Source organism: Lysobacter sp. P5_C4 (assembly GCF_054049695.1).
Genome location: NZ_JBFULX010000002.1, coordinates 670,657 through 696,189 on the forward strand (window position 1 = coordinate 670,657; position 25,533 = coordinate 696,189).

Annotated in this window: 23 protein-coding genes; 12 read left to right on the forward strand and 11 right to left on the reverse strand. The window is 68.3% G+C overall.

All coding sequences use genetic code 11. From position 1 onward, the window contains the following. The first annotated feature begins 14 nt into the window (after positions 1–14). Positions 15–2,459: a hypothetical protein gene (locus tag ACXJJ8_RS07575; RefSeq protein ID WP_499028401.1), complete on the forward strand. Its 2,445-nt coding sequence runs from the start codon at positions 15–17 to the stop codon at positions 2,457–2,459. Here ACXJJ8_RS07575 and ACXJJ8_RS07580 read toward each other — a convergent pair. Genes ACXJJ8_RS07580 through ACXJJ8_RS07605 form a run of 6 tightly spaced genes read right to left on the reverse strand, consistent with a single transcriptional unit; the run spans position 2,456 to position 8,956 of the window. Beyond that, entirely contained in the window at positions 2,456–3,400 is a 945-nt protein-coding gene (locus ACXJJ8_RS07580; RefSeq protein ID WP_499028403.1) for a lysylphosphatidylglycerol synthase transmembrane domain-containing protein, read from the reverse strand. The genes ACXJJ8_RS07575 and ACXJJ8_RS07580 overlap by 4 nt on opposite strands. 25 nt (positions 3,401–3,425) lie before the next feature. Beyond that, positions 3,426–4,373 carry a class I SAM-dependent methyltransferase gene (locus ACXJJ8_RS07585; protein WP_499028405.1) on the reverse strand — a complete coding sequence of 316 codons (948 nt, stop codon included), beginning with the start codon at positions 4,371–4,373 and terminating at the stop codon, positions 3,426–3,428. A 4-nt stretch (positions 4,374–4,377) separates the two neighbouring features. Then, on the reverse strand, positions 4,378–6,276 hold the full coding sequence (gene asnB, locus ACXJJ8_RS07590; protein ID WP_499028408.1) for an asparagine synthase (glutamine-hydrolyzing): 1,899 nt from the start codon (positions 6,274–6,276) through the stop codon (positions 4,378–4,380). Between the two features lie 3 nt (positions 6,277–6,279). Beyond that, entirely contained in the window at positions 6,280–7,257 is a 978-nt protein-coding gene (locus ACXJJ8_RS07595; protein WP_499028410.1) for a glycosyltransferase family 2 protein, read from the reverse strand. Further along, positions 7,254–8,210: an electron transfer flavoprotein subunit alpha/FixB family protein gene (locus tag ACXJJ8_RS07600; protein WP_499028412.1), complete on the reverse strand. Its 957-nt coding sequence runs from the start codon at positions 8,208–8,210 to the stop codon at positions 7,254–7,256. The genes ACXJJ8_RS07595 and ACXJJ8_RS07600 overlap by 4 nt, the downstream gene beginning before the upstream one ends. Then, complete coding sequence (locus ACXJJ8_RS07605) at positions 8,210–8,956, reverse strand: electron transfer flavoprotein subunit beta/FixA family protein (RefSeq protein WP_499028414.1); 747 nt, start codon at positions 8,954–8,956, stop codon at positions 8,210–8,212. Before ACXJJ8_RS07605 ends, ACXJJ8_RS07600 begins: the two co-directional genes overlap by 1 nt. A 128-nt stretch (positions 8,957–9,084) precedes the next feature. Here ACXJJ8_RS07605 and ACXJJ8_RS07610 point away from each other — a divergent pair, with 128 nt between their 5' ends. The 5 genes from ACXJJ8_RS07610 to ACXJJ8_RS07630 all read left to right on the forward strand — a co-directional run bounded on the left by ACXJJ8_RS07610 (position 9,085) and on the right by ACXJJ8_RS07630 (position 16,312). Continuing rightward, complete coding sequence (locus tag ACXJJ8_RS07610) at positions 9,085–9,795, forward strand: CoA transferase subunit A (RefSeq protein WP_499028417.1); 711 nt, start codon at positions 9,085–9,087, stop codon at positions 9,793–9,795. Then, complete coding sequence (locus ACXJJ8_RS07615; RefSeq protein ID WP_499028419.1) at positions 9,795–10,424, forward strand: CoA transferase subunit B; 630 nt, start codon at positions 9,795–9,797, stop codon at positions 10,422–10,424. Before ACXJJ8_RS07610 ends, ACXJJ8_RS07615 begins: the two co-directional genes overlap by 1 nt. Next, complete coding sequence (locus tag ACXJJ8_RS07620; RefSeq protein WP_499028421.1) at positions 10,421–11,131, forward strand: class I SAM-dependent methyltransferase; 711 nt, start codon at positions 10,421–10,423, stop codon at positions 11,129–11,131. Before ACXJJ8_RS07615 ends, ACXJJ8_RS07620 begins: the two co-directional genes overlap by 4 nt. A 226-nt stretch (positions 11,132–11,357) precedes the next feature. Further along, the gene (locus ACXJJ8_RS07625) at positions 11,358–13,727 is read left to right on the forward strand and encodes an FG-GAP-like repeat-containing protein (RefSeq protein WP_499028423.1); all 2,370 of its coding nucleotides are present in this window, start codon (positions 11,358–11,360) and stop codon (positions 13,725–13,727) included. Between the two features lie 167 nt (positions 13,728–13,894). Further along, positions 13,895–16,312: an FG-GAP-like repeat-containing protein gene (locus ACXJJ8_RS07630; RefSeq protein ID WP_499028425.1), complete on the forward strand. Its 2,418-nt coding sequence runs from the start codon at positions 13,895–13,897 to the stop codon at positions 16,310–16,312. 61 nt (positions 16,313–16,373) lie between these two features. On the opposite strand, the gene ACXJJ8_RS07635 is transcribed toward ACXJJ8_RS07630, so the two are convergent. Next, positions 16,374–18,008, reverse strand: a complete 1,635-nt coding sequence (locus tag ACXJJ8_RS07635; RefSeq protein WP_499028427.1) for an electron transfer flavoprotein-ubiquinone oxidoreductase — start codon at positions 18,006–18,008, stop codon at positions 16,374–16,376. A gap of 23 nt (positions 18,009–18,031) precedes the next feature. Here ACXJJ8_RS07635 and ACXJJ8_RS07640 point away from each other — a divergent pair, with 23 nt between their 5' ends. Continuing rightward, a complete protein-coding gene (locus tag ACXJJ8_RS07640) occupies positions 18,032–18,613 on the forward strand; it encodes an alpha-ketoglutarate-dependent dioxygenase AlkB family protein (protein WP_499028430.1) in 582 nt (193 codons plus the stop codon). Positions 18,614–18,619: 6 nt separating this feature from the next. Here the strand turns inward: ACXJJ8_RS07640 and rimI are convergent, their stop codons facing one another. From rimI to pssA, 3 genes are read right to left on the reverse strand one after another with little or no spacing between them, the layout of a single operon-like run. Then, positions 18,620–19,105, reverse strand: coding sequence for a ribosomal protein S18-alanine N-acetyltransferase (gene rimI / locus ACXJJ8_RS07645; RefSeq protein WP_499028431.1), 486 nt, complete (start codon positions 19,103–19,105; stop codon positions 18,620–18,622). Further along, positions 19,102–19,353, reverse strand: a complete 252-nt coding sequence (locus ACXJJ8_RS07650) for a hypothetical protein (RefSeq protein WP_499028432.1) — start codon at positions 19,351–19,353, stop codon at positions 19,102–19,104. Before ACXJJ8_RS07650 ends, rimI begins: the two co-directional genes overlap by 4 nt. After that, complete coding sequence (gene pssA, locus ACXJJ8_RS07655; protein WP_499028435.1) at positions 19,350–20,117, reverse strand: CDP-diacylglycerol--serine O-phosphatidyltransferase; 768 nt, start codon at positions 20,115–20,117, stop codon at positions 19,350–19,352. The genes ACXJJ8_RS07650 and pssA overlap by 4 nt, the downstream gene beginning before the upstream one ends. A gap of 100 nt (positions 20,118–20,217) precedes the next feature. Between pssA and ACXJJ8_RS07660 the strand changes: the two genes are divergently transcribed. The 3 genes from ACXJJ8_RS07660 (at position 20,218) to ACXJJ8_RS07670 (ending at position 22,988) form a co-directional block, all read left to right on the forward strand. Next, positions 20,218–20,682, forward strand: a complete 465-nt coding sequence (locus tag ACXJJ8_RS07660) for a DUF4124 domain-containing protein (protein WP_499028436.1) — start codon at positions 20,218–20,220, stop codon at positions 20,680–20,682. A gap of 177 nt (positions 20,683–20,859) precedes the next feature. Continuing rightward, on the forward strand, positions 20,860–22,557 hold the full coding sequence (locus ACXJJ8_RS07665; RefSeq protein ID WP_499028439.1) for a proline--tRNA ligase: 1,698 nt from the start codon (positions 20,860–20,862) through the stop codon (positions 22,555–22,557). A gap of 47 nt (positions 22,558–22,604) precedes the next feature. Continuing rightward, positions 22,605–22,988, forward strand: a complete 384-nt coding sequence (locus ACXJJ8_RS07670) for an H-NS histone family protein (RefSeq protein ID WP_499028440.1) — start codon at positions 22,605–22,607, stop codon at positions 22,986–22,988. 3 nt (positions 22,989–22,991) lie between these two features. Here ACXJJ8_RS07670 and ACXJJ8_RS07675 read toward each other — a convergent pair whose 3' ends face one another. Beyond that, positions 22,992–24,275, reverse strand: a complete 1,284-nt coding sequence (locus ACXJJ8_RS07675) for a threonine/serine exporter family protein (protein WP_499028442.1) — start codon at positions 24,273–24,275, stop codon at positions 22,992–22,994. A gap of 133 nt (positions 24,276–24,408) precedes the next feature. On the opposite strand from ACXJJ8_RS07675, the gene ACXJJ8_RS07680 reads away from it, so the two are divergent. Together ACXJJ8_RS07680 and ACXJJ8_RS07685 are read left to right on the forward strand one after the other, a co-directional pair. After that, positions 24,409–24,825 (forward strand): MbcA/ParS/Xre antitoxin family protein, encoded by a 417-nt coding sequence (locus ACXJJ8_RS07680; protein WP_499028445.1) that lies wholly within the window; start codon positions 24,409–24,411, stop codon positions 24,823–24,825. Between the two features lie 7 nt (positions 24,826–24,832). After that, on the forward strand, positions 24,833–25,519 hold the full coding sequence (locus ACXJJ8_RS07685) for an RES family NAD+ phosphorylase (protein WP_499028447.1): 687 nt from the start codon (positions 24,833–24,835) through the stop codon (positions 25,517–25,519). Positions 25,520–25,533: the final 14 nt, after the last annotated feature.

The window sequence follows — 25,533 nt, forward strand, 5'->3', positions numbered from 1 at the left end:
GCATTGGAAACACGATGACTGACTCGCTGCGTCGCGCCGGCTTGCTGGTGCTGGCGATCGCGTTCCTCGTCCTGCCGATCCGTTCGCTCATCGTGGAAGGGCCCTTCGATTGGCACGTCGCGCAGGCGGCGGCCATCGAAGGCGGGCTGGAAGCGATCGGGCTGTTCGGCTGCGTGCTGCTCGGCCTTGCCTTGCCGGCGCGTCGCGCGGGGGCGTGCATCGTCGCGCTCGCGACGTGGTTGTTCGCCCGCCGCCACGGCGTGGATGCGTCGATCATCCTGGTCGTGCTGTATGCCGAGGGGGTGTTCGCCCTCGGCTGGCGCCTGCTGCCCTTCGCCGGGTTCGCGCAACGCGCGCGCCCCGGCGTGTCCATCGTCGCCGGCGTGCTTGGCGTCATCGCGTGGTCGCTCGTTGCCTGGACGCTCGCGCTTGCCGGGGCTCAGACCCCGTCGGCGTTCCGTTTCGCCGCGCTGGGCGTGCTGGGCATCGCGCTGCTGGTGCATCGCGGTCCGTCCCTGTCGGGGCTCGCCTGGCGGGCGGTGCGCCGCGCGTCGGGTTGGTCGCGCGTCGCGGCCGCGTTCGCCGGTGCATTCGTCGTCGTGCTCTTCGCCAAGGCGTCGGTCGTGATCGACTACGACTCGCTCTGGTACGGATTGCGCGGCGAATCGGTGCTGCTGGGCGAGGGCGGGCTGTTCCGCAACCAGGGGCTGGTGGCGGTCGTCCATTACTACCCGAAACTCTACGAAGTCCTGCTGCTTCCCTTCGCCGGGCTGGACAGCACCTCGCTGGTGTTCGGCGTGGGCATCCTCTCGTCGCTGCTCGTCGCGGCGACGGTGGTCGCGATCGTCGGCGCGCTCGGCGTTCGCGGGCCGCTGCGTTTGTTGGCGGGCGTGCTCGCGATGACCGTGCCCGCGCTCGCGAACATGGCGGTCTCCGCGAAAGGCGATGCGTTCTCCGCATGGTTGATGTTCGTCGGCGTGTACGCGCTGTTGCGCCTGCGCAACTCCGGCGCGCCGCGCTGGTTCTGGGTGGGGCTCGCCACGGCGGGCCTGTCGTTGCTATGCCGTCTTTCCAACATGCCCTATGCGGCGCTGCTGGTTCTGATGCTCGCGGGCGCGCTCATGCCCGCCGGGCAGTGGCGCAATGCATGGCGCGACCGGGGCGCGAGGGTGTTCGCCGCCGCCGTGGTGCTCGCCGGCATCGTCACCTGGCGCAGCTGGCTGGTGGCCGGCGTGCCGCTGATCGCACCCAACGCGATCGTCGGGCTGGAACAGCAGTTGGGCTTCACGCTCGCCTATCCCGTCGCACTGTTGCCGGGCGGCAGCACGCTACCGACCTTGCCCGTGTTGTCGGGCCTGTGGCAATTCCTGTTCGCGCCCGCCGCGCTGCCGCACGTGATGATCACCTGGACCGGCAACGCATGGGCGTGGTTGCCGCTGGTCGCGTTGTTGCTGGGTGGTCGCGTGCGCCCGACGTCGCGTGACTGGCCGCTGCTCGCGATCGGCCTGCTGTTCTTCCCCGTGCTGTTCTCCTATCGCCATCCGATCCCCGGCGGCGACGGCAACTATTTCATCGTGCCGATCATCGCGCTGCTTGCATGGGGCATCGTGCGCGTGGCGTCGGCGCGTTCGCGTGCGTTCGTTCCCGCGGTGGTGTTCGCCTTCGTCCTTGCGCAGGCGGCGGTCGCATTCGTGACGGGGTCCTGGGGCCCCGGCACGCGTCCGTTGGACACCACGTACACGCGCACGCCCGACGAGCTGCGCATGCGCGGCGACCACGAGATTCCGCGCGCGCGCCTGGCGGGCGTGGCGCATTTCTTCGACGGCATGCCGGCCGGCACGCGCGTGGTGGGCATGCCCGATCCGGACGTGCGGGCGAACGCGCCGGTGGAGTGGTTCCTGGGCGTGCGTTACGAACCGCTGGATTCGGTCGCCGACCAGCGTCCCGCCCTCGTCGCCGACGTGCGTGCGCTGACCGAGTTCCTGCGCACGACGCGCGTGGCCTACGTCGTGCTGCCCGAAGGCCCCGCGTTGCCGCACGCACCCACGCCCCGTGATGCGCTCGCCGCGCTCGTGCGGCAGGCGCTCGCGGCGCGCATCGCCGAGGGCAGCGCGCGCGAGGCGTTCCGCGATGCCGATTACGTGGTGTTCGCGCTCGATGCCAATGCCGCGCAGACGGTGGCCCTCGCCGGTGGCGGCGAGGCGAGCCTCGCATACGACACGACCGCGCTTTGCAGCGCAGGCACCGCGCAGGTGGCGACGATCGCCTGGCACGGCACCGCGCAAGGCGTCGCCATCGAAGTCCGCGCGCCAGGGGCGGCGAAGGCGACGTTGTTCGCCCAGGGCCCCGCACGCGGCCATGCAAAAACGGGACAGTGGGTCGCGCCGGGCGCGGAGTTCATCGTGCGCGCGGGGCGCGCGGGGCCCGTCCTGGGCGTGTTGCGCGCGCGCTGCGATTAACGACCCAGGCGCGCGGCCGCCGACACCGCGTGCCGGGCTTCGAGCAGTGCACCGGCCAGCGCGGCGAGCAACAGCACGGCCATCGCCGCCAACGACAGCGCGATCGCGCGATCGGGCCCGACACCCGGATGCTGTGCGAGCAGGAAGGTCAGTCCCGCTTCCCGCACGCCGAGCCCGGCGAGCGAAATCGGCACCAGCGTGGCGAGATTCGCGATCACCACCGCGGCGACGAGTTCGGCGGCCGGCAGCGACAGGCCGAGATCCCGCGCCAGGAGCACGTAGATGCCGATGACCAGCCCCTGCGTCAGGATGGCCAGCGCCGTGCTGCGCGCGACGAGCCCATGATCGCCGGCGTATTCGGCGATGCGCGCGGCGATCGCCGCGACCGCGTCGCGCGCGCGCAGCAACCACGGACCGCGCAGTTCGAGCCGTGCGGCGTATCGCGCGATCACGAAGCACCCATACAGCCCCGCCACGCAGGCCGCCGCGATCCCGGCGACGATCGCCCATTGCCAGGGCGGCGCGTGCCGCGACATTGCCAGCGCCGCCAGGCCGATCAGCGACAACCCGAACAGGCCGGTGGCCTTGTCGAACACGATCGACCCCGCGACATGGCGCAGGTCGGGTTGGCGCGATTTCACGACCAGCATCTTGCCGACTTCCCCACCGACCTGGCCGCTGGGCAGCAGGGCGTAGAAGAACGACGCGATCAAGGCACGCAACAACACGCCCAGGCGTGCAGCGCGCAGCGCGAGGTGCCACTTCACCGCCATGCCGACGATGCACGCGGCCAGCAATCCCACTGCGCCGGCGATCGCGCCCGCATGCAGCGCCGCGAATTGCTGCCGCAGATCGCCGAAGTCGTAGACCGCGAACAACGCACCGAAGGCGAGCACCGTCGCGCCGGCGCGCGCGGCGAGCCAACCGCCCGCGCGCGTCATGCCGAGCACCCGGCGCGGGGCGCGTTCAACGCGGCTTCTCCGCGACGCCCACGACTTGCAGCCCCGCGCGGCGCAAGCCGGGGATCTTCAGCGTCCAGTCGTCGAGCCGCGCCGCCAGCCGCGTGATTCCGCGGATGCCCGGAATGAAACGGAACAGTCGGTTGAAGACGAGGACGTCGCTGTTCATGAAGAAACAGAAACCGAGGAACCCGTAGGTCTTCCATGCGAGCGGGCGCAAACCGTGGCGCTCCAGCACCGGCACGGTTTCCTGCCACAGCAGCGGGCGTTCGGTGTCGTGGTCCAACGCCGGCGAGAAGCGGTAGATCACCGCGCGGATCGCGCGCCAGGGCCAGAAATCGCTCACCGGTTCGCGGAAAAAGAAACGGCCGCCGGGTTTCAGGATCCGGTGCACTTCGGCGAACAGCGCGTCGCGATCGTTGACGTGGTGGATGCCGCCGAACATGAAGACCGAATCGAACACGGCATCGGCCAGCGGGAGGCGCGTGGCATCGCCCTGCACGAAGCTGCATTCGGCGCCGAATTCCGCCGCCGCCGATTCCAGCATCGAGCGCGAGATGTCGACGCCGATGGCGCGGTCGAATCGACCGGCGAGCAGGCGCACCGCTTCGCCGCGGCCGCAACACAATTCGGCGATGGCCTGCAGGTTCGCGCCGTCGAGTTCGCGTTCGAAGGCCGCGTCGAGATACGCGGTGTATTCCAGCGTATGCGGGTAGGTCAGGTTGGCGATGTAGTCGGCCGCGACCCGATCGTAATGCGCCTGCTGGATGCGGCCGGCGTCGGAGAGGAAGTGCTCGGCGAACAGCGGGATCCCGCTTTGCGTGACCGCGTAACGACGCGTGCGCGATGCATTGACGAGCGCGCCTGCGTCGGCGTGCAAAGGTTCGCCCGTTTCCGGGCAACGCAACAGGGCGAGCAGGGCGGCATCGATCGGTGGCGTTGCGGGTTGGGGCATCGGATCAGGCATGGGCGGGTCGGGTGTCGGGTGCGCGGGCATCGCGCGGGGATGCGGCAAGCGTGTCGAACACCACGCACTGGCTCCAGAGCGCGAGCCGGTGATCGGCGACGCCGCGGCGATGCGCGTCCAGTTTGCCGCGCCAGAACGGCGCCGACAGTGCAGCCGGATCGGCCGGCAACGCACCCTGCGCGAACCACCGGCCGATCGGCACGGCGAACCCCTGCTTGCGCCGGTGCACGATTTCGCGCGGCAGGAAACGTTCGGCCGCGCGCTTGAGCAACCACTTGGTGGTGTTGCCGCGCAGCTTCACCGAGGACGGCAAGCGGCGCGCGAAATCGACCAGGTCGATGTCGAGGAACGGCGCACGCACTTCCAGCGAGTGGAGCATGCTCGCGCGATCCACCTTCGCCAGGATGTCTTCCTGCAGGTACAGGCGCACGAAGAAGTTCGTCGCGCGATCCACGGGGTCCTTCGACGGGCAGTTGTCCCACGCGTCGATGGCCTCGCTGTAGACCGCGTCCAGGTCGACCGGCTCACCCGCCAGCGCTTCGAGGTCGGCGTGCGAAAGCGGCGCCATCCACGTGGGCAGCCACAGGTGCGCCGGGTGGTCCAGTCCGCGCAGCATGCGCTTGACCTTGAAGTCGAAGCTCATGTAACCGTGCGACACCGGAAGCCGCGCGGCCAGCATCGAGACCGCGCGATGCACCGGCCGCGGCAGGTGCGACCAAACTTGCGCATGGCGCAGCGCCTTGAAGGGATCGTAGCCGGCGAACAGCTCGTCGGCGCCGTCGCCGCCGAGGGCGACGGTGGCGTGCCGGCGCGCGTGCTGGCACAGCAGGTAGGTCGGAAGCAGGGAGGAATCGGCGAAGGGTTCATCGAGATCGCGCGCCAGGCGCGGAAGGATTTCCAGCGCCCGTTCGATCGACAGTGTCTCGACGACATGCGAAGCGCCAATGTGCCGCGCGACCAGCGCGGCGTGCGCGGTTTCGTCGAAGCCGGCTTCGTCGAAGCCGATGGAGAACGTCGTCAGTTGTTCCCGCCCCACGTGTCGCATCGCGAGCGCGGCGACCATCGACGAATCGATCCCGCCGCTGAGGAATGCGCCGACCGGCACGTCCGCGACCAGGCGCCGTTGCACCGCCGCATCGAGCAGTGCGATCAGTTCATCGGTCCACGCATCCGCTGCGCGCGCGGTGACCGCCACGTCGGCCGGTTCGGCCTCGTAGGCCCAGTAGCGTTCGACGGATGGCGCACAGGTGGCCAGGTCGACCGTCATCGAGTGGCCGGCGGGCAATTTGTGCACGCCTTCCAGATGCGTGAGCGGCGCCGGGATGTAGCCGTAGGCGAAGTATTTGCGAATCGCCAGCGGCGAGGGCGTCGACGGCACGGCGGGATGTTCGCGCAGTGCGGTGAGCTCGGAAGCGAAGGCGAATCCCTCGCGCCCTGCGTGCCAGTACAGCGGCTTCTTTCCGAAACGATCGCGCGAGAGGAAGAGTTCCTTGCGTTCGCGGTCGAGCAACGCGAACGCCCACATCCCGTTGAGGCGGCCGGGCAACGCGCGTCCCCACGCGCGGTAGCCGTGCAGGAGGACCTCGGTGTCGGAGTGGTCGCTGCGGAAGTGCGCACCCTGCGCTTCGAGTTCGCGCCGCAATTCGCGGAAGTTGTAGATCTCGCCGTTGTAGACCAGGACGAAACGGCCGTCCTGGCTTTCCATCGGCTGCGCGCCGCCGGCGATGTCGAGAATCGACAGGCGGCGATGGCCGAGGAACACGCCGTTGTGCGCATCGACGAAGTGACCGTCGGCATCCGGGCCGCGATGCGCGATGCGGTCTGTCATGCGCCGCAGCACGTCGGCGTCGACGCGCGCGAAACGCCCGACGGCGCCGGCGATGCCGCACATGGCTTAGCCCTCCGCGCGCGCGCCGACGACGCGCGCGACGTGATAGACGGGCTTGGCCTGCGACTCGTGGTACGTGCGGTTGAGCATCTCGGCGAGCAAACCCATCAGGAAGCTCATCACGCCGAGCGCGAAGAGGATCACCGACAGCATCGGCAACGGCGTCTTGATCAGCGAGGTGCCTTCGAAGAATTTGAGCCACAGCGCCCACGCCATCACCAGGCCGGCGCCGGCGAAGTTCAGCAGCCCGAAACCGCCGAACAGGTAGATCGGCTTGCTCGCATAGCGGAACAGGAACTTCACCACGACCAGGTCGAGCACCACCTTGATCACGCGCTCCAGGCCGTACTTCGAGGTGCCGTGGACGCGCGGATGGTGCGTGACTTCGAGTTCGGTGACGCGCGCGCCGTTCCAGGCGGCGTAGATCGGCACGAAGCGATGCATCTCGCCGTACAGCTTCACGTCGTCGAGCACGCGGCGGCGATACGCCTTCAGCGAGCAACCGTAGTCGTGCAGGTGCACGCCCGACACCGAGGAGATCAGGCCGTTGGCCAGGCGGCTGGGGAGATTGCGCTTGATGGCCGCATCCTTGCGGTCCTTGCGCCACCCGGAGACGACGTCGAAGCCCTCGTCGAGTTTGGCGAGCAGGCGGCCGATGTCGGCCGGGTCGTTCTGCAGGTCGCCGTCCATCGGCACGATGATCTCGCCCGAGGCGTGGTCCAGGCCGGCCATGAACGCCGCGGTCTGGCCGTAGTTGCGGCGCAGGTGCACGACGTGCACGCGCGGGTCGGCGGCGGCGATGGCATCGAGGCGTTCGGCCGATCGATCGCGGCTGCCGTCGTTGACGAAGATCAGTTCCCAGGGCCGGCCGAGCGCGTCGAGCGCCGCGGCCGTGCGCGCATGGAGTGGATCGACGTTGTCTTCTTCATCGAAGATCGGAACGGTGACCGAGAGTTCCGGTGTCGCGGCCTCGGGCGGGTTCATCCGAGCGCGGCCTGCAACTCCGGCAGCAGCTTGAACAGATCGCCGACCAGGCCGATGTCGGCGATTTCGAAGATCGGCGCTTCGGGATCCTTGTTGATCGCGACGATGGTGCCCGCGTCCTTGATGCCCGTCAGGTGCTGGATCGCGCCGCTGATGCCGACGGCGACATACAACTCCGGCGAGATGATCTTGCCGGTCTGGCCGACCTGCATCTCGTTGGGCACGTAACCGGCGTCGACGGCCGCGCGCGAGGCGCCGACCGCGGCGCCGAGCTTGTCGGCGAGCGCATAGACGATCTTGAAGTTCTCGGCCGAGCCCACGCCGCGGCCACCGGACACGACGCGGCGCGCGCTCTGCAGGTCGGGGCGATCGGACTTGCCGGCGGCCAGGCCCTGGAAGCGCGTGTGCGTCGGGAGCGTCGCATCGGCGTTCGCCGATTCGACGCTCGCGCTGCCATCGCGCGCCACTTCCGGCCACGACGCCGTGCGCACGGTGGCGACGACCGGGCGACCCTGCGGTGCGTCGACGGTGACGATCGCATTGCCCGCGTAGATCGGACGCTTGAAGGTGTAGGCGCCTCCGATTGCCATGACGTCGGACACCTGCGACACGCCGAGCAGCGCGGCGACGCACGGCATCAGGTCCTTGCCGAACGTGGTGCTCGGGCCGAACACGTGCGTGTAGCCGTCGGCCAGCCTGGCGACCTGCGGCGCCTGCACTTGCGCGATCGCATTTGCATTCGCAGCGTTGGACACGGCCAGCACGCGCGCGACGCCCTGCAGCTTCGCCGCTTCGGCGGCCACGCCGGCGGGATCGGCCGCAAGCACGAGCACGTCGATCGATTCGGGATTCAGCGCCTTCGCCGCGGACACGCACTTGGCGGTGGACGCGTTGAGCTTGCCGTCGAGATGTTCGGCAACGATCAGGACCTTGGACTGCGTGTTGTTCGACATCAGAGCAACCCCTTCGCTTTCAGTGCGGCGACCAGTTCGGCCGCGTCCTTCACCATCACGCCCTTGCTGCGCTTGGCGGGCGGCGCGTAGTGCGTGGTCTTGAGTTCGTCGCCGGCCTCCACGCCGAGGTCGGCGAACGGGATGGACTCCATCGGCTTGCTCTTGGCCTTCATGATGTCGGGCAGCTTGATGAAGCGCGGCTCGTTGAGGCGGAGGTCCGTGGTGACGACGGCGGGCAGGTCGACTTCGAGCGTTTCCAGGCCCGCGTCGACTTCGCGCACGACCGTGGCCTTGCCATCGGCGACGTCGAGCTTGGAAGCGAAGGTCGCCTGCGGGCGGCCCCACAACGTGGCGAGCATCTGGCCGGTCTGGTTGGCGTCGTCGTCGATGGCCTGCTTGCCGAGGATGACCAGGTCGGGCTGTTCCTTCTCGACCAGCTTCAGCAGCGCGCGCGCGGCGGTGAGCGGGGCGATGGGGCCATCGGCGACCACGTGGATCGCGCGGTTGGCGCCCATGGCCAGGCCGTTGCGCAGGTGGGCCTGGGCATCGGCGGGGGCGATGGTGGCCACGATCACTTCCGTGGCGATGCCTTTGTCGCGCAACCGCAGGGCTTCCTCGAGCGCGATCTCGTCGAACGGGTTGGCCGAGAGCTTCACGCCCTCGGTGACCACGCCCGAACCGTCGGGTTTGACCTGGATGCGGACGTTGTAGTCCACCACGCGCTTGTAGCCGACGAGGATCTTCATTGGGGGAGGGCATCCGGTGAACGAAGCGGACCGCGATTTTAGCCCGGCCGGCCGGCAAGGTGGACGAAAGACCGATGGGCGCAGGACGTGCAGGCGCTAGAATCCATGCTCTTTGCATCGGAGGTTCCATGGCCGGCAACAAGCTATTCCCGGACGCGGCGACGGCCTTGGCCGACCTCGTCGCGGACGGACAGACGCTCGCGGTCGGCGGTTTCGGCCTGTGCGGCATCCCCGAGGCGCTCATCGCCGCGCTGCGCGACACCGGGGCGAAGGGCCTCACGGTGATTTCGAACAACGCCGGCGTCGACGGCTTCGGCCTGGGCCAGCTGCTCGCGACGCGGCAGATCCGCAAGATGATTTCCTCGTATGTCGGCGAGAACAAGGAGTTCGAACGCCAGTACCTCGCCGGCGAGCTGGAACTCGAATTCAATCCGCAGGGCACGCTGGCCGAACGCCTGCGCGCGGGCGGCGCAGGCATCCCGGCATTCTTCACCCGCACCGGTTACGGCACGATCGTGGCCGACGGCAAGGAAACGCGCGAGTTCGACGGCCACCACTACGTGCTCGAAACCGCGCTGCACGCCGACGTCTCGCTGGTGAAGGCGTGGAAGGCCGACAAGGCCGGGAACCTCGTGTTCCGCAAGACCGCGCGCAATTTCAACCCGGCGGTCGCGATGGCCGGCAAGACGACGGTGGTGGAAGTGGAGCAGCTGGTCGAGATCGGGCAGATCGATCCCGACCACGTGCACCTGCCCGGCATCTACGTCGACCGTATCGTCGTCAATGCGACGCCCGAAAAGCGCATCGAACAGCGCACCGTCCGCCAGGGAGGCGTGTAATGGCCTGGACCCGCGATGAGATGGCGCAACGCACCGCGCAGGAACTCACCGATGGCGCATACGTCAACCTCGGCATCGGCTTGCCGACGCTCGTGGCCAACTACATTCCCGACGGCATCGACGTGTGGTTGCAATCGGAGAACGGTTTGCTCGGCATCGGGCCCTTCCCGGTGGATGCCGAGGTCGATGCGGACCTCATCAACGCCGGAAAGCAGACGGTCACCGCGCGCCAGGGTGCGAGTTATTTCGGCAGCCACGATTCCTTCGCGATGATCCGCGGCGGCCACATCGACCTGGCGATCCTCGGCGCGATGCAGGTCACCGACCAGGGCGATCTCGCGAACTGGATGGTGCCCGGCAAGATGGTCAAGGGCATGGGCGGTGCGATGGACCTGGTCGCCGGCGTCAAGCGCGTGGTCGTGCTGATGGAACACACCGCGAAGAACGGCGAACACAAGTTGCTCCCGCAGTGCACGCTTCCGCTCACCGGCGTGGGCGTGGTGAATCGCGTGATCACCGAACTCGGCGTCTTCGACGTGACCCCTGCGGGCCTGCGCCTGACGGAACTGGCGCCGGGCGTCGCGCTCGACGAGGTGCGCGAGAAGACCGGCGTCCCGCTCGTCGAATGACGGGCGCGTCGAACGCGACCTCCGCGCAACTGCCGCCTTGCGCCGTGTGCGGTGCGCGTGACTATCTCGATCGCGCGGTGCTCTGGCCCGCGCTCATCGACGAATGGGAACTCGCCGCGCACGAGGCCGCCTTCGTCGATCGGCAGCAGGGCACGGTCTGCACGCAGTGCGGTGCCAACCTGCGTTCGATCGCGCTCGCCGCCGCGCTGTGCCGCAGCGCCGGGCACGCCGGAACACTCGATGCATGGATCGCATCGGCGCCGACGTTGTCGGTGCTCGAAGTGAACGAAGCCGGCACGCTGCATGCGCGCCTGCAGCGGCTTCCGGGGCATGTCTACGGCGCATGGCCGCAAATCGACCTGCAAGCGCTCGCGTATCCGGATGCGTCCTTCGACCGCATCGTCCATTCCGACACGCTCGAACACGTGCCCGATCCGAAGGCCGCGCTGATGGAGATGCGTCGCGTGCTGAAACCGGGGGGTGCGGCGGTGTTCACCGTCCCGATCCTCCCGGGCCGCCTGACGCGCGGCCGGCGCGGTCTTCCGCGCAGTTACCACGGCGATCCGTCGACCGCGACCGACGACCTGCTCGTGCACACCGAATTCGGGGCCGACACCTGGGCCATGGTGCTCGAGGCCGGATTCGCCGCCTGCACGCTGGTCGGCTTCGATCCGCCGGCCGGCCTGGCGGTGATCGCCTCGCCCTGAACCGGTCCAGGGGTGACCTGCCGGGTCATTGCTGAACCAAACGGGTCACTTCACGGTAACCGCAGCAAAACGCCCACGTCGATTCGTGACGGCACGAGGCTTGCGTCTGCCATCGCATCGGGATAATCCTTAGCCGAGCGGGACTTGGAAGTCCCGTGCACGCTGCATCAGGGGGCCGTCTCCCACGGTTCGCGGCGGTACACCACCTCAACGGGAACCCATTTCAATGCGCCTTCCTCTGCTCCTCGCCAGCGCACTCGCCCTGGCGGCCTGCACCGCACACGACACACCTTCCGACGGCGATGGAACCGCCGCGAAAGGCACCGCCGCGGCGTCCGCTCCGCATGCGCCCGCCGGCCTGCGCGACCATCGTGCGCGCGCCATCGCCGGCTTGCCGGACCGTGGGCAACTGCTCGCTTACACCGCCGGCGCGCCGGTCACCCGCAGCGCCTACACGTGGCACGACATCGCGTTGAGCGAAGCGCACGCCATGAACGCCATTGCGACGGGCACGCTCGACGTGCCTGCGCCCGACGGTTCGACCATCGCGCTGAAGTTCGACCACGTGGTCGACCACGGCGACGGGAACTGGACCTGGGTCGGTCGCCCGGCAGGCACCAAGCCGGGCACCGAGGCGATCATCACCTTCGGGCCGAAGGCCGTGTTCGGCACCGTGCCCTACGGCCGCAAGCCCTCGCTGCGCATTGCTTCGGCGCAGGGCCGCACGTTCCTGATGGAAACCGACCCGGTGAAGCTCGCGCGCCTGCACAACGACCCGCGCCGGCCGAAGGGCCCCGATTCGTTGCTTCCGCCGGTCCTCGCAGGCGCGCGCGACAAGGTGCGCCAGCGCGCCGCCGCGCAACCCGGGACGCAGGCGCTGGTCGCCTCGGGCCTGGTGCCGGAGTCGAGCACCGTCGATGTCGTGCTCGGTTACACGAACACGTTCGCCTCGCGCCTGGGCGGAACCTCGCAGGCGAACACGCGCCTGACCTTCCTCGTCGCGGTCGCCAACCAGGCCTTCGTCAACAGCCAGATCAACGGCCGACTGCGCCTCGTCGGCACCGTGCCGGTGGATTACCCGGACGCCACCGACAACGAAGCGGCATTGCGCGAACTCAGTGGCGTGACCTGCACCGAATTGTCGAACGGCGGCCTCACGTGCGACGACGCGCCGATTCCCGCCGCGCTGCAACCACTCACGAATGCGCGCGAAACGCTGCACGCCGACCTGGTGTCGCTGGTGCGCAACTTCAGCGAGGCAAACGTCAGTTGCGGCATCGCCTGGCTCATCGGCGGCGGCGAAATCCCGATCACGAAGGACGACGCCTATGCGGCCGTCTCCGTGGTCAGCGATTCGAACGGCAACGGCTACGACGACAGCAGCGGAAGCCCGTTCCCCGACAACGGGTGGGTGTGCCGCAACGAAACCCTGGCGCACGAACTCGGCCACAACATGGGCTCGGCGCACGACGCGACCACGGCCGCGGGCGACGACGGCCTCTTGACCATGGACGAACACGGGGCCTACCCGTATTCGTTCGGTTACAAGACCAGCGCCGGCAACTTCTTCACGATCATGGCCTACGAAGACGACGGCCAGAAAAGCTATCGCGTCTTCTCCAACCCGCGCATCAACTACTGCGGGAGTGCGTGCGGCACGGCCGACGCGGACAACGCGCGGAGCCTGTCCAGCACGATCCCGATCGTCGCCTCGTTCTACACCTCGCTCGCGCAATCCACGCCGATCCCGCGTTCGGATTTCAACGGCGACGGCAATGCCGACATCTTGTGGCACAACACCAACGGCGCGAACGTGCTCTGGTACAACCCCGCCGGCACGTCGACGCTCAACGTCGCGGCCACGGCGGCGCCGTGGACGCTGGGCGGCATCGGCGACGTCAACGGCGACGGACGCGGCGACATCGTCTGGCGCAACACCTCGACCGGCGGCAACTCGATCTGGCTGTCGGGCAACAACCAGACGCGTGCGTCGATGGGCGCGGTCGCAACCGCGTGGAGCATCGCGGCGGTTGCCGACTTCAACGGCGACGGCAAGGCCGACGTGTGGTGGCGCCATCCGACGACCGGCGCGAACGTGCTGTGGCGTTCGGCGAACGTGGCGACGAAGTCGACGCTGGCCAATGCGGGGACGGTGTGGAAGTTCGTCGCGGCGGCCGACTTCAATGGCGACGGCGCGGCCGACGTGCTGTGGCGCAACCCCACCAATGGCGCGAACCTGATCTGGCGTTCGGGCAACGGGGCGACGACGCAATCGGTCAACAACATGCCGGCGCAATGGATCGTCGCGGGCGTGGGCGATTTCGACAGCGACGGCAAGGCCGACATCCTGTTCCGCAACACCTCGACGGGCGCGAACGAAATCTGGCGTTCGGCCTCCTCGGCCACGAAGACCGCGGTGGCGACCGTCTCCAATCTTGCCTGGCGCGTGGCCGGCGTCGGCGATTTCGATGGCGACGGTCGCGCCGACATTTTCTGGCGCCACACCAACGGTGCCAACCAGGTCTGGAAGTCGGGCACGCAGGCGCAGATCCCGACCAGGGCCTCGGTTGGCACGGCGTTCCAGCCCAACATGTAACGCGTTACTTCAACAGGCTTCGCAAAACCCTCACGCCCCGCGCTTCCAGCGCGGGGCGTATTTGTTGGCGCGGTGTGAAACAAGCGGCGACGATCCGTGCGTTTTCATCACGTCACCTCCATGAACCCTGCCGTATCACCTGCAGACCTTCAACGGGGGATCCCCATATGCGTAATCTGCTCGCGATCTCGATCGCCTGCGGGCTGCTTGCGGCCTGCCACGGCGACAGTACTTCCACCGTGGGTGCCGACGCGCGCAGCGCCGTTGCCCATCCGCATTCGCAAGGTGCCGTGCGCAAGGCATCGGGCATCGCTTCGCTCGCCGACCACGGTTCGCTGGTCGCGTACGAAGGCGCGCCGGTCCAGCGCGGCGCCACCACCTGGCGCGACGTGCAGATCAGCGAAGCGCATGCGTTGCGCGCCGCCGTCGCCGGCGGAGCGTTGACGCTCCCGGCGCCCGATGGTTCGACGATGAAGGTCGGCTTCGTTCGCCGCGTCGAACACGCCGACGGCAACTGGTCGTACGTCGGTCGCGCGGAAGGCGCGCCGGTCGGCAAGGAAACCGTGCTGACCTTCGGCGACAAGGCCGTCTTCGGCACGATCCCCTACAAGAAGGGCGCGCCGCTGCAGATCACGACGATCGGCGATCGCACCTTCATGGTCGAAAGCGATCCGAACAAGGCCATCGCGCTCGGCATCAAGGATCCGACCGGTGCCGATTCGATCAACCTGCCCGCCGAAGCGACCGCGTTCGCGAACGACATGCGTCCGCGCGTCTCCGCCGCGATGGCGTCGCGTACGAGCGCCGCGGGTGCGCAATCGCTCGTCGCCTCCAGGGCGCCGATCACCACGAGCACCGTGGACATCGTCGTCGGTTACACCGCCGGCTTCGCGACGCGCCTGGGTGGCACCTCGCAAGCGGTGACGCGCCTGCGCTTCCTCGTCGATACGACGAACCTGGCCCTCGCCAACAGCAAGGTCGGCGGCTCGCTGCGCGCGTCGCAATTCATCCAGGTGGATTTCCCGGACGAAACCAACAACCGCGAAACGTTGTTCCAGCTGACCGGCGTGTCGTGCACGAACCGTAGCAACACCGGCGAGCTTCCCGACAGCGGCGTGACCTGCACCTCGGCCGCGCGCCCGGCCGCGCTGGAACCGCTCGCGCTCGCACGCGAACAGTTCGGCGCCGACCTCGTCACGCTGGTGCGCGCCTTCGACAACGATACCAACGGCAGCTGCGGCATCGGCTGGAAACTCGGTGGCGGGCAGACGCCGATCAACGCCGCGAGCGCGGCGTTCGGCTACTCGGTGGTGAGCGACTCCAGCGGCACGATCTTCACCGATGGCGGCGCGAACTGCCGCGACGACAATCTTGCGCATGAAGTGGGCCACAACCTCGGCCTGCAGCACGACGTCGCAACCGCGGCCGGGAGTGACGACACCAACGGCGACACCAACCTGCTCGATCCGGAAGAATACGGTCGTCTCGCCGATTCGTTCGGTTACTTCGCAGCGCCCGAAGCCGGCGACTTCTTCGACACGATGGCGGTGCGACGCCCGGGCAAGGACAACTTCCTGATCTATTCGAACCCGAGCGTGGCCGATTGCAACGGCTTCGCGTGCGGCGTGGCCAACGAGGCGAACGCGGCGCGCACCTTGAACCTGACCATCCCGCAGGTCGCGGCCTTCCGCAAGAGCGTGGTGCCGACGGTGGGCAACTGGTATCGCGGCGACTTCGACGGCGACGGCAAGAGCGACCTGTTGTGGCGCAACCTCACCTCGGGCAGCAACGTGGTGTGGCGCGGCGCGGTCTCGCAGCAGTCCATGTCGATCAAGGGCGTGGCGAGCATGGTGTGGCAGATCGCCAGCACCGCCGATTTCGACGGTAACGGCAAGTCCGACATCGTCTGGCGCAACAGCACCAGCGGCCAGAACCTGTTGTGGCGCGACGGCCAGAGCACCTTGCAGGGCACGCTCGGTTCGCCGCCTGCGCCGTGGGGCATCGTCGGCGCGGGCGACTTCAACGGCGACGGCAAGGCCGACCTGTTGTGGCGCAACGGCGGCACCGGCGGGAACGTTTACTGGCGCGGTGCGGTCAACACGCAGGCCACGTCGCTGCGCGCGCTGGCGGACCTGGATTGGGTGGTCGCGGCCATCGGCGACTTCAACGGCGACGGCAAGTCGGACATCCTCTGGCGCCACAGCACCACGCGCGCGGCGCAGATCTGGCTGTCGGGCAACGGGGCGACCACGCAGGGCGTCACCGCCTGGGCGGCGCAGTGGACGGTGATGGGCGCCGGCGATTTCAACGGCGACGGCAAGGCGGACATCCTGCTGCGCAACCTCGCCACGGGGCAGAACGTGATCTGGCGTTCGGGCAATTCGGCCACGCCGCAAGGCATGGCGGTCCAGCCCAACCTGGATTCGGTGCCGGTCGCCATCGGCGATTTCAACAACGACGGCAAGGACGACGTGATGTGGCGCAACGTGGTCAATGGCCAGAACGTGATCTGGCTGTCGGCGAACGCCAACACGGTGATGAACCTCACCACGACGCTCACGCCGACCTGGTTGCAGGCCGGCTGACGCGGGCATTGGGTCACGTGGAAAAACACCGGGCGCGCAATGCGCCCGGTGTCATTTTGGATCACAGGTTCTGGTAGTTCGGGCCCGAGCCGCCTTCGGGCGTGACCCAGGTGATGATCTCGTACGGATCCTTGATGTCGCAGGTCTTGCAGTGCACGCAGTTGGCGGCGTTGATCTGCAGGCGCTTGCCGGTGCCGGCGGGGCCGTCGGGATCCTCGACGATCTCGTAGACGCCGGCCGGGCAGAAGCGCGTACACGGGTTGTCGTATTCGGCGGCGCACTTGGTGACGCACACGCTCGGGTCGTGCACCACCAGGTGCACCGGCTGGTCTTCGTCGTGTTCGGTGGCGGCGAAATACACGCCGGCCAGGCGGTCGCGGGGCGCGAGGTCGCGCTGCACGTAATCGCGCGTGGCCCGTTCGCGTTCGGCCACCTTGTCCAGCGCGTTCCAGTCGGGCTTGTTCTTCAGCGTCCAGGGCGACAGACCGAACGTCACGGTTTCCCATGCCGCGTTCGCCAGGCCGAACCAGAGGCCGCGCTTGAAGCCCGGCTTGATGTTGCGCACGCGCCTGAGCTCGCGGAAGACCTTCGACTTGCGCACCTTGCGGTCGAAGCCGCGCGTGTTGGTGTCGAACTCCACGATGTGTTCGGCCGCGAGCAGCGCGGTTTCGATGGCCTGGTGCGTGCCCTTGATCTTCGGCACGTTGAGCGTGCCGGCCGCGTCGCCGATCAGGATGGCGCCGGGCATTTCCAGTTTCGGCAGCGATTGGTAACCGCCCGTCACGATCGCGCGCGCGCCCGCCGACACGATGGTCCCGCCCTCGAGCAAGGGCTTGACCGAGGGATGGTTCTTCCACTGCTGGAAGGCTTCCCATGGCTTGTACTGCGGATCGGTGTAATCCAGGCCGCTGATGTAGCCCAGGGCGATGCGGCCCTTGTCCAGGTGATAGAGGAAGCTGCCGCCGTAGGTGCGGTCGTCCGCGGGCCAGCCGAGCGAATGCACGATCTTGCCCGGGCTCACGCGTTCTTCGGGCACCTGCCAGAGTTCCTTGATGCCGATCGAGTAGCCCTGCGGATCGCAGCCGGCGTCGAGCTGGAAGCGCTTGATGAGCCGTTTGGTGAGATGCCCGCGCGCACCTTCGGCGAGCACGGTGACGCGCGCATGGATGTCGATGCCCTGCGTATAGGCGGGCTTGTGCGTGCCGTCCTTCGCCACGCCCATGTCGCCGATGCGCACGCCGATCACGCGGCCGCTTTCATCGTGCAGCGTTTCCGACGCCGCGAACCCCGGGAAGACATCCACGCCCAGCGCTTCGGCCTGCGGCGCGAGCCATGCGCACAACGCGCCGAGGCTGACGACGAAGTTGCCCTTGTTGTGCATCTGCGGCGGCGTGGGCAGCTTGAACCCGCCGGTCTTGGTGAGGTACCAGAATTCGTCCCTGGCCGCGGGGATGCAGATCGGCGGCGGGTTGTCGCGCCAGCCGGGCAGCATTTCGTCCAGCGGGCCCGGTTCGATCACCGCGCCGGACAGGATGTGCGCGCCGATCGTCGAGGCCTTTTCGATCACGCAGACCGTCATGTGCGCGTTGTGCTGCTTGACGCGGATCGCACAGGCCAGGCCGGCGGGCCCGGCGCCGACGACGACGACGTCGTACTCCATTACGTCGCGTTCGGTTTCGGTCATGGCGCCCTCCATTGGATCGCGCCATTCTAAAGCGCATGGCGGCGCAGGCGATTCATCTGGCAGATGCGGACGTGGCCTTCGACCCCGCGTGGCTGGGCGAAGGGCAGGCGTGGGCGTTGTTCGAGGCGCTGTGCTCCGGCCTGCCGTGGGAGCGCCACCGCATCACCGTGTACGGCCGCACGCTCGATGCCCCGCGGCTCAGTTGCTGGATCGGCGATGTGGCCTACACCTATTCCGGGACGCTGTTCGAACCGCATCCCTGGCCCGCGGCGCTGGCACCGGTGCGCGAACGGCTGGAGCGCGAACTGCGGGGCGGTTTCAACAGCGTGCTCGCCAACCTCTACCGCGACGGCGCCGACCGCCTGGGCTTCCATCGCGACAGCGAACCCGAGCTCGGGCCCGAACCGTTGATCGCATCGGTGAGCCTCGGTGCGACGCGGCGCTTCCGCTTCCGTGCGCGCGAAGGAAAACAATCGCTCGGGCTCGACCTCACGCACGGCAGCCTGCTCGTGATGGCAGGTGCGACGCAACGCAACTGGCTGCACGCGGTGCCGCCCACCGCACGCGCGGTGGGGCCGCGCATCAACCTGACCTTCCGGCACGTCGCGCCGAAATGAGGCGCCTCAATCTTCGTCGACGAGCAACTCCAGCGCCATGACCAGCGCGTCCTCGCGCCCGTCCTTCGCCGGGTAATAGCGCGGGCGGCGGCCGATCTCGTTGAAGCCTTCGTCGTGGTAGAGCGCGATCGCCGCGGCATTGGACGGACGTACTTCGAGGAACACGCGCTGCGCACCGCGCCCGCGCGCGAGTTGCAGGATCGCGCGCAGCAAACGGCGCCCATGGCCGCGACCCTGGACTTCCGGCGCGGTGCACACGTTGAGCACGTGCGCTTCGCCCGCGGCGACGCTCAACACCGCGTAGCCCAGGATGCCGCCGTCCTGCACGAGCACCCACGCCGGATGATTGGCGAGCAGGCAATCGCGGAACACGCCCTGCGTCCAAGGAAAAGCGTAGGCGCGTTGTTCGATCGCCATGACATCGGGCAGATCGACTTCCCGCATCGGGCGCAGCGCGGGAAGGGGCAGGCTGTCGGCTGCGAGCGCGCTCATCGGCGCGCGGCCTTGCGCAACGCGCGCAACTGCGGCCACAACGCGCGCTTGGCGGCGGGCGTGCGCAACTGTGCGAGCGACGGGAGCCTGGGAAGCGATGGCAGGTCGGTCTTCGCCGCGCGCGCGATCGCCTGCGTCAGCGGTGTGTCTTCGACGGCATCGGGGTGCTGCACGCGGTACACGACATGCCCGAGCGCGTCGAGCACGTCGCGCTGGAAGTCGTCCCACGGCGGCGAGACATCGCTCATGTCGCCTCGCTCACGACCTTGCGGCGACGGAACCACATCACCGGGCCCGACAACGCATACAGCGCGGTCACCGCGAGCAGCACGCGCGGCGGGTCGATCCACAGCGCGATCAGCGCGGCGACGGCGATCACGATCGCGGTGAACGGCACGCGTTCTGCGCGCGCGCCCTGGCCGCTGCCCTTGAAGCTGTTGTAGCGCACGCGGCTGACCATCAGCAGGCCGGCGAACACCGCGACCGCAGCGGCCGGATAGCGCAACTCGGTGCCCGAATAACCGATCTCGTCGCAGGTCCAGACGAAACTCGCCATCAACCCGGCGGCCGCGGGACTGGCCAGCCCGATGAACCAGCGCTTGTCGACCGTGCCGACCTGGCTGTTGAAGCGCGCCAGCCGCAAGGCGGCGCACGCTGCATAGAGGAAGGCGACGAGCCAGCCGACCTTGCCGAAGACCACGCCGTCGAGCTTCATCGACGACAGCGCCCAGTGGTACATCACCAGCGCCGGCGCCATGCCGAAGCTGACCAGGTCGGCGAGGGAGTCGTACTGCACGCCGAATTCGGTCTGGGTGTTGGTCATGCGGGCCACCCGGCCGTCGATGCCGTCGAGGATCGCGGCGATGAAAATCGCGAGGCAGGCCGCCTCGTATTTGCCCTGGGCGGCCGCGATGATCGCGAAGAACCCCCCGAACAGGCCGCCGGTCGTGAACAGGTTGGGCAGCAGGTAAATGCCGCGCGGACGTGGCCGCGCCGGTTCGATGGGCTCCATGGCCGAAGTGTAGCGCCTGCGACGCAGGTCGCTTGCGCGCCCCCCGTCGCAGTGCTGCAATCGCCCCACGCGAATACGCGATGTCCTCAGGGGAAGCGCCATGAACCGTTCGATCCGCCTGCTCGTGGGTGCCTGTGCCCTGGTGATGTTGGCGCCTGCGGTCGCGCAGGAGGTCTACACCTGGAAGGACGCCAAGGGCGTCACCCACTATTCCGATTCCCCGCCGCCGGCCGGCGCGAAGAAGAAGAACGTGCGCATCGCGGCCGACCCGGTGCCGTCGGCCGCGCCCGCCGCCGTCGTGAAGCCCGCCGACGCGGCCGATGCCGCGGCCAAGCCCGACACCGCCGACCAGCAGGCCGCCGAGCAGGCGGCCGCCGCGCAGCGGGCCAAGCAGCGCGAACAGTCCTGCAAGCAGGCGCAGGCCAACATCGCGGTGTTGAACAGCCAGGCCGGCGTGTCGATCGACCGCGACGGCGACGGCAAGCCCGACGCGGTGCTGGACGACAAACAGCGCCAGCAGGAAGTGCAGGCCATGCAATCGGTCGCCGCCGCCAACTGCAACTGACATCGTGGCGGGCAGCGCCGGGTGCGCGGCACGCGAGCCCGCCGATCCGGGCCCGCGTGTCCGGGCGCGCGATCGACGTCGACGGCCGCCGCCCTTGGTGCGCTCCGCGGTACGGGCCGGGGGCGCTGCGGGGTCCCGTGGCAGAATGCGGCTCTTTCCGCCGTCCGAAGTCCCCCGATGCGCCTGTCGCAATTCCATCTCCGCACCGTCAAGGAAACGCCCGCCGACGCCGAAGTCGTCAGCCACCAGCTGATGCTCCGCGCGGGCATGGTCCGCAAGCTCGCCGCTGGCCTGTACACGTGGTCGCCGCTCGGCCTGCGCGTGCTGCGCAAGGTGGAAGGCATCGTGCGCGAGGAAATGAACCGCGCCGGCGCGATCGAACTGCTGATGCCCTCGATCCAGCCGAAGGAGCTGTGGGAAGAGACGGGCCGCTGGCAGAAGTTCGGCGGCCAGCTGTTGAAGATCAGGGACCGCAAGGAAGCCGAGTACTGCTACGGCCCGACGCACGAAGAGGTGATCACCGACTTCGCGCGCAACGAGTTGTCCAGCTACAAGCAATTGCCGGTCAACTTCTACCAGATCCAGACCAAGTTCCGCGACGAGATCCGCCCGCGCTTCGGCGTGATGCGCGCGCGCGAATTCCTGATGAAGGATGCGTACTCCTTCCACGTCGACGAAGCCTCGCTCGCCGACGAATACCGCAACATGTACGACACCTACACGCGCATCTTCACGCGCCTGGGCCTGAAATTCCGCGCGGTGTTCGCCGACACCGGCGCGATCGGTGGCAATGCCTCCCATGAGTTCCAGGTGCTCGCCGATTCGGGCGAGGACGCGATCGCCTTCTCCGACGGGTCGGACTACACCGCCAACATCGAATTGGCCGAGGCGCTCGCGCCCGGTCCACGGCAAGAGGCGGCGGAATCCTTGCGCAAGGTGGAGACGCCGACACAGAAGACATGCGAAGACGTCGCTGCGTTGATGGGTATCACGCTCGATCGCACCGTGAAGTCGGTTGCTGTGATGGGCGATAACGGCTTCGTTTTGGTCCTGGTGCGCGGCGACCACGTCGTCAACGAGGTCAAGCTGCGCAAGCTCGCCGGCCTGTCCGACTACCGCCTCGCCACCGAAGCGGAAATCGCCACGCACCTCGGTGCCGATCCCGGCTTCCTCGGTCCGCTGCAGTCGCGCGCCGACATCACCGTGATCGCCGATCGCAGCGTCGCAGCGATGCACGATTTCGTCGTCGGTGCCAACGAAAACGGCTGGCACGTCGCGGGCGTGAACTGGGTGCGCGACCTGCCCGAAGCCGACATCGTGGCCGACGTGCGCAACGTCGTTGCAGGCGATTCCTCGCCCGACGGCAAGGGCACATTGGGCATCGCGCGCGGCATCGAAGTGGGCCACGTCTTCCAGCTCGGCCGCAAATATGCCGAGGCGATGCAATGCACCGTGCTCGACATGGCGGGCAAGGCCGTCGTGCCGATGATGGGTTGCTACGGCATCGGTGTTTCGCGCATCGTTGCCGCCGCGATCGAACAGAACCACGATGCCAACGGCATCCTCTGGCCCGAAGCGATGGCGCCGTGGCAGGTGGCCGTGTGCATCATCAACCCGAAGAACGATGCGAACGTCGCCGCCGCCGCCGAAACGCTGCACCGCGAGCTCAACGCGGCGGGCATCGACGCGGTGCTCGACGACCGCGGCCTGCGCCCCGGCCAGATGTTCGCGGACATCGAGCTGATCGGCGTGCCGCACCGTGTCGTCGTGTCCGAGCGCGGGCTGGCCGCGGGCACGTTCGAGTATCGTGCGCGCACCGCGGCCGATGCCGAACAACTCGATCGCCAGGCGCTCTTCGCACGGTTGCGCGCCTGACCGATTTCCCTGTCCGTGTCCCCTTCACCTTGCGGAGGAACGCCCCGATGCCCATCGACCTCAACGGCCTGTCGGCCAAGGAACTCGACGCGCTGATCGCGCAAGCGAAGAAGCGTCGCACCACGATCAGCAAGCGCAAGCCCATCGCGCTGGTCCGCAAGAAGCTCACCGCGCTGGCGCGCGCGGAGGGTTACACGATCGGTGAACTGTTCGGCGGCGCGGCAAGCGCTGCGCCGGCGAAGAAGGCCACGGCGACAGGCGCTGCGCCTTCGCGCAAGTCGACCAAGGGTTACAAGCTGGGCAAGGTCGCGCCGAAGTACCGCAATCCGCAGAATTCCGCGGAGACGTGGGCCGGCCGCGGCCAGCAACCGAAGTGGATGGCCACGCAGATCGCCGCCGGGCGGAAGCTCGAAGACTTCCTCATCCGGTAAACGTCACAGGTTGCGGCGCGCGGAAATCAGCAGGTTTCCGAACAACAGCCCCGCAACCAGCGCCATCAACGAGTTGAGCACCGCGATCGCCGCGGCGCTGCCTGCATCGACGTTCTGTTGTTGCACCAGGTTGATCACGCCGCGCAGCGCGACGCTGCCCGGTACCAGCATGATGATGCCGGGGACGCGCACCAGCGCGCCCGGCCGTTGCGCAAGGCGCGCGTAAGCATTGCCGAGCGCGGAGGTCACCAGCGCAGCGAGGAAGACGCCGGCCGGGCTGTCGAACGCCTGCCCGCCGAAGCGCGCGATGAGATAACCCGTCGCCGCCGACAGCATCACCACCCAGTAGTCGCGCAAGCCCGCGCGGAAGAGCACGGCGAAGGCGAACGCGCCGCTCACCAGTGCCAGCCCTTCCACCCAGTCCGGTTGCGGGCGCGATGCACGGATGTGCGGTTGCAGACCGATGTACTGCGCAAGCTTGAACGCGATGACGGTGCCGATCGTGAGCTTGAGGATCGTCGTCAGCGCGCCGGCGAAGCGCGCGGTCCCGGACACCAGGTGCCGGCTCGTGAGTTCGTTCACCGCGTTGGTGAGCGTCATGCCGGGCAGCAACACGATGAGCGCGGCGATCGTCACCGTGTTGAGGTTCAGCGGTCCGATCGCGCTGGCAACGGTGATCGCGACCAGGCCGGCGACGACGCCGGCGATCGCGTCGCTGGCTTCGTTCAATCGCGCGCGGCCTTGCGAGGCGAGTTCGAGCAGGCCGATCAGCAGGCCGATCAAACCTGCAGTGCCGATGTCGAGCCAGGGCAGGCGCAAGAGGCCCGCCACCGCGGCGGAAGCGAGGCCGAAACCGAAGATCTGGATCGCGCGCTGTCGCGTCGTCGGCGGTTTGGAGAGTGCGCGAAGTTGCGCATGTCCTTGCGCGATGCCGACGCGGCCGGCCATCACGTCTTCTGCGATGCGATCGGCCTCGCACAACTTGTAGAGGTTCGTGTCTCCGGGCGCCAAACGGATCACGCGCGTCGTATCCGAGACGCCGGCGGGTCGACGCGGATCGCTGAAGGACAGGATCATGCCCGTGGGGTTGGACCACGGTTCGCAGTCGAGTCCGAGGCGTTGTGCGACTGCGACCACTGCGCCTTCGAGCCGTTGCGCGGTGGTGCCGTAAGCGTGCAGGTGCTCGGCGACTTCGAGCACGAATTCGATGCGTTCGGCATAGCCGGCGCTCGCGGCGTCGGCCGTTGCCGCCGCCGCTGTGGGAACCAAAGAAGGAGGGGCACTCATGTTCGAAGCATCGCACGACACTTGCACCCGCCAAGGCGGCGGCGCCGGCACAGGCGCGTCCGCGAGCGGACAAATCCTTGCAATTAGTCCCAATATGGATTACAAGGAGTTCGCCTCCCGCCTGGGGTCCGCCATGGCCCAACCACTCGAAACACCGCACGTGCATGCACCGGACCTGTCCTCGGCGGAGTCCGCCGCGGCCGCGCTGCGCACCTTCTTCCGCATCGCCGATGCCTGGGGCCTGTCCAACGACCAGCAGCGCCAGTTGCTCGATTGCGGCCGCAGCACGTTCTACGAATGGAAAAGCGGGCGCGTGAAGCGCGGCCTGGACAACGCCACGCTCGAGCGCCTGTCGCACGTCTTTGGCATCTACGCCGCGTTGCAGTTGCTGCTGCCCATCCCGGAACGCGCGCACGCCTGGATCAAGGGCGACAACGCCGCGCCGCTGTTCGGCGGCAAGTCCGCGCTCGATCGCATGCTCGCCGGGCAGGTGTCGGATCTGTTCGTCGTCCGCCAATACCTCGACGCGCAACGCGGCGGTTGGTCCTGAGGCGCGCGTGCGGCTGACGCACGTCCAACTCGCGTGGGACACCTCGTGCCGGCTAGTCGCAAGCCGGTATCCGGCGGTGGGCCTGTTCGATGCCGTCGCCGATCCGGCCGACCTCGATGTCGTGTTCGCCGTCGAAGCACTCGGCAACCCGCGCCTGCGGCAGGAACACGGCGCGCTTTCGCTCCTGCCGCAGGACCAGCGCATCAGCGGTCCGGGGTCGACGCCGGTGATGTCGGCGTTCACCCATCTCAATCCCGAAGGCTCGCGCTTCTCCGACGGCACCTGGGGCGTGTACTACGCGGCGAGTGATCTAGACACCGCCGTCGCCGAGGTGAGCCACCACCGCGCCCGTTTCCTCGCACGCACGGCGGAGCCGGCGATCGAAATCGACCTGCGCTGCTATCGCGTCCCGGTCCGCGCGCGGCTGCTCGATCTCCGCGGCCGCCGCGCGCCGGCAGGCCTCCTGGATCCCGCCAGTTACGCCGTCTCGCAGCCATTCGCGCGCACGCAGCGAGACGCGCGCGAGCCGGGCATCGTCCACGACAGCGTGCGGCGCCGCGGAGGGCAATGTGTCGCGCTGTTCACCCCGAAGGCGACGGTGCCCCCCGCGCAGCAGGCCGAACACGTCGCCCTGTGCTGGAACGGCGAGCGCATCGCCGCGTGGTACCGCAAGTCCGACGCCCGGTTGCTGTAATCGCGCCGTCGACG

Excerpts from the sequence above, each read along its gene's own strand:
- ACXJJ8_RS07635 (WP_499028427.1), bottom strand. The coding sequence starts at position 18,008 with ATGGAGGGCGCCATGACCGAAACCGAACGCGACGTAATGGAGTACGAC.
- ACXJJ8_RS07575 (WP_499028401.1), top strand. The coding sequence starts at position 15 with ATGACTGACTCGCTGCGTCGCGCCGGCTTGCTGGTGCTGGCGATCGCG.
- ACXJJ8_RS07680 (WP_499028445.1), top strand. The coding sequence starts at position 24,409 with ATGGCCCAACCACTCGAAACACCGCACGTGCATGCACCGGACCTGTCC.
- ACXJJ8_RS07615 (WP_499028419.1), top strand. The coding sequence starts at position 9,795 with ATGGCCTGGACCCGCGATGAGATGGCGCAACGCACCGCGCAGGAACTC.
- pssA (WP_499028435.1), bottom strand. The coding sequence starts at position 20,117 with ATGGAGCCCATCGAACCGGCGCGGCCACGTCCGCGCGGCATTTACCTG.
- ACXJJ8_RS07620 (WP_499028421.1), top strand. The coding sequence starts at position 10,421 with ATGACGGGCGCGTCGAACGCGACCTCCGCGCAACTGCCGCCTTGCGCC.
- ACXJJ8_RS07585 (WP_499028405.1), bottom strand. The coding sequence starts at position 4,373 with ATGCCCCAACCCGCAACGCCACCGATCGATGCCGCCCTGCTCGCCCTG.
- ACXJJ8_RS07595 (WP_499028410.1), bottom strand. The coding sequence starts at position 7,257 with ATGAACCCGCCCGAGGCCGCGACACCGGAACTCTCGGTCACCGTTCCG.
- ACXJJ8_RS07610 (WP_499028417.1), top strand. The coding sequence starts at position 9,085 with ATGGCCGGCAACAAGCTATTCCCGGACGCGGCGACGGCCTTGGCCGAC.
- asnB (WP_499028408.1), bottom strand. The coding sequence starts at position 6,276 with ATGTGCGGCATCGCCGGCGCCGTCGGGCGTTTCGCGCGCGTCGACGCC.
- ACXJJ8_RS07640 (WP_499028430.1), top strand. The coding sequence starts at position 18,032 with ATGGCGGCGCAGGCGATTCATCTGGCAGATGCGGACGTGGCCTTCGAC.
- ACXJJ8_RS07600 (WP_499028412.1), bottom strand. The coding sequence starts at position 8,210 with ATGTCGAACAACACGCAGTCCAAGGTCCTGATCGTTGCCGAACATCTC.
- ACXJJ8_RS07605 (WP_499028414.1), bottom strand. The coding sequence starts at position 8,956 with ATGAAGATCCTCGTCGGCTACAAGCGCGTGGTGGACTACAACGTCCGC.
- rimI (WP_499028431.1), bottom strand. The coding sequence starts at position 19,105 with ATGAGCGCGCTCGCAGCCGACAGCCTGCCCCTTCCCGCGCTGCGCCCG.
- ACXJJ8_RS07650 (WP_499028432.1), bottom strand. The coding sequence starts at position 19,353 with ATGAGCGATGTCTCGCCGCCGTGGGACGACTTCCAGCGCGACGTGCTC.
- ACXJJ8_RS07630 (WP_499028425.1), top strand. The coding sequence starts at position 13,895 with ATGCGTAATCTGCTCGCGATCTCGATCGCCTGCGGGCTGCTTGCGGCC.
- ACXJJ8_RS07580 (WP_499028403.1), bottom strand. The coding sequence starts at position 3,400 with ATGACGCGCGCGGGCGGTTGGCTCGCCGCGCGCGCCGGCGCGACGGTG.
- ACXJJ8_RS07665 (WP_499028439.1), top strand. The coding sequence starts at position 20,860 with ATGCGCCTGTCGCAATTCCATCTCCGCACCGTCAAGGAAACGCCCGCC.
- ACXJJ8_RS07670 (WP_499028440.1), top strand. The coding sequence starts at position 22,605 with ATGCCCATCGACCTCAACGGCCTGTCGGCCAAGGAACTCGACGCGCTG.
- ACXJJ8_RS07660 (WP_499028436.1), top strand. The coding sequence starts at position 20,218 with ATGAACCGTTCGATCCGCCTGCTCGTGGGTGCCTGTGCCCTGGTGATG.
- ACXJJ8_RS07675 (WP_499028442.1), bottom strand. The coding sequence starts at position 24,275 with ATGAGTGCCCCTCCTTCTTTGGTTCCCACAGCGGCGGCGGCAACGGCC.
- ACXJJ8_RS07625 (WP_499028423.1), top strand. The coding sequence starts at position 11,358 with ATGCGCCTTCCTCTGCTCCTCGCCAGCGCACTCGCCCTGGCGGCCTGC.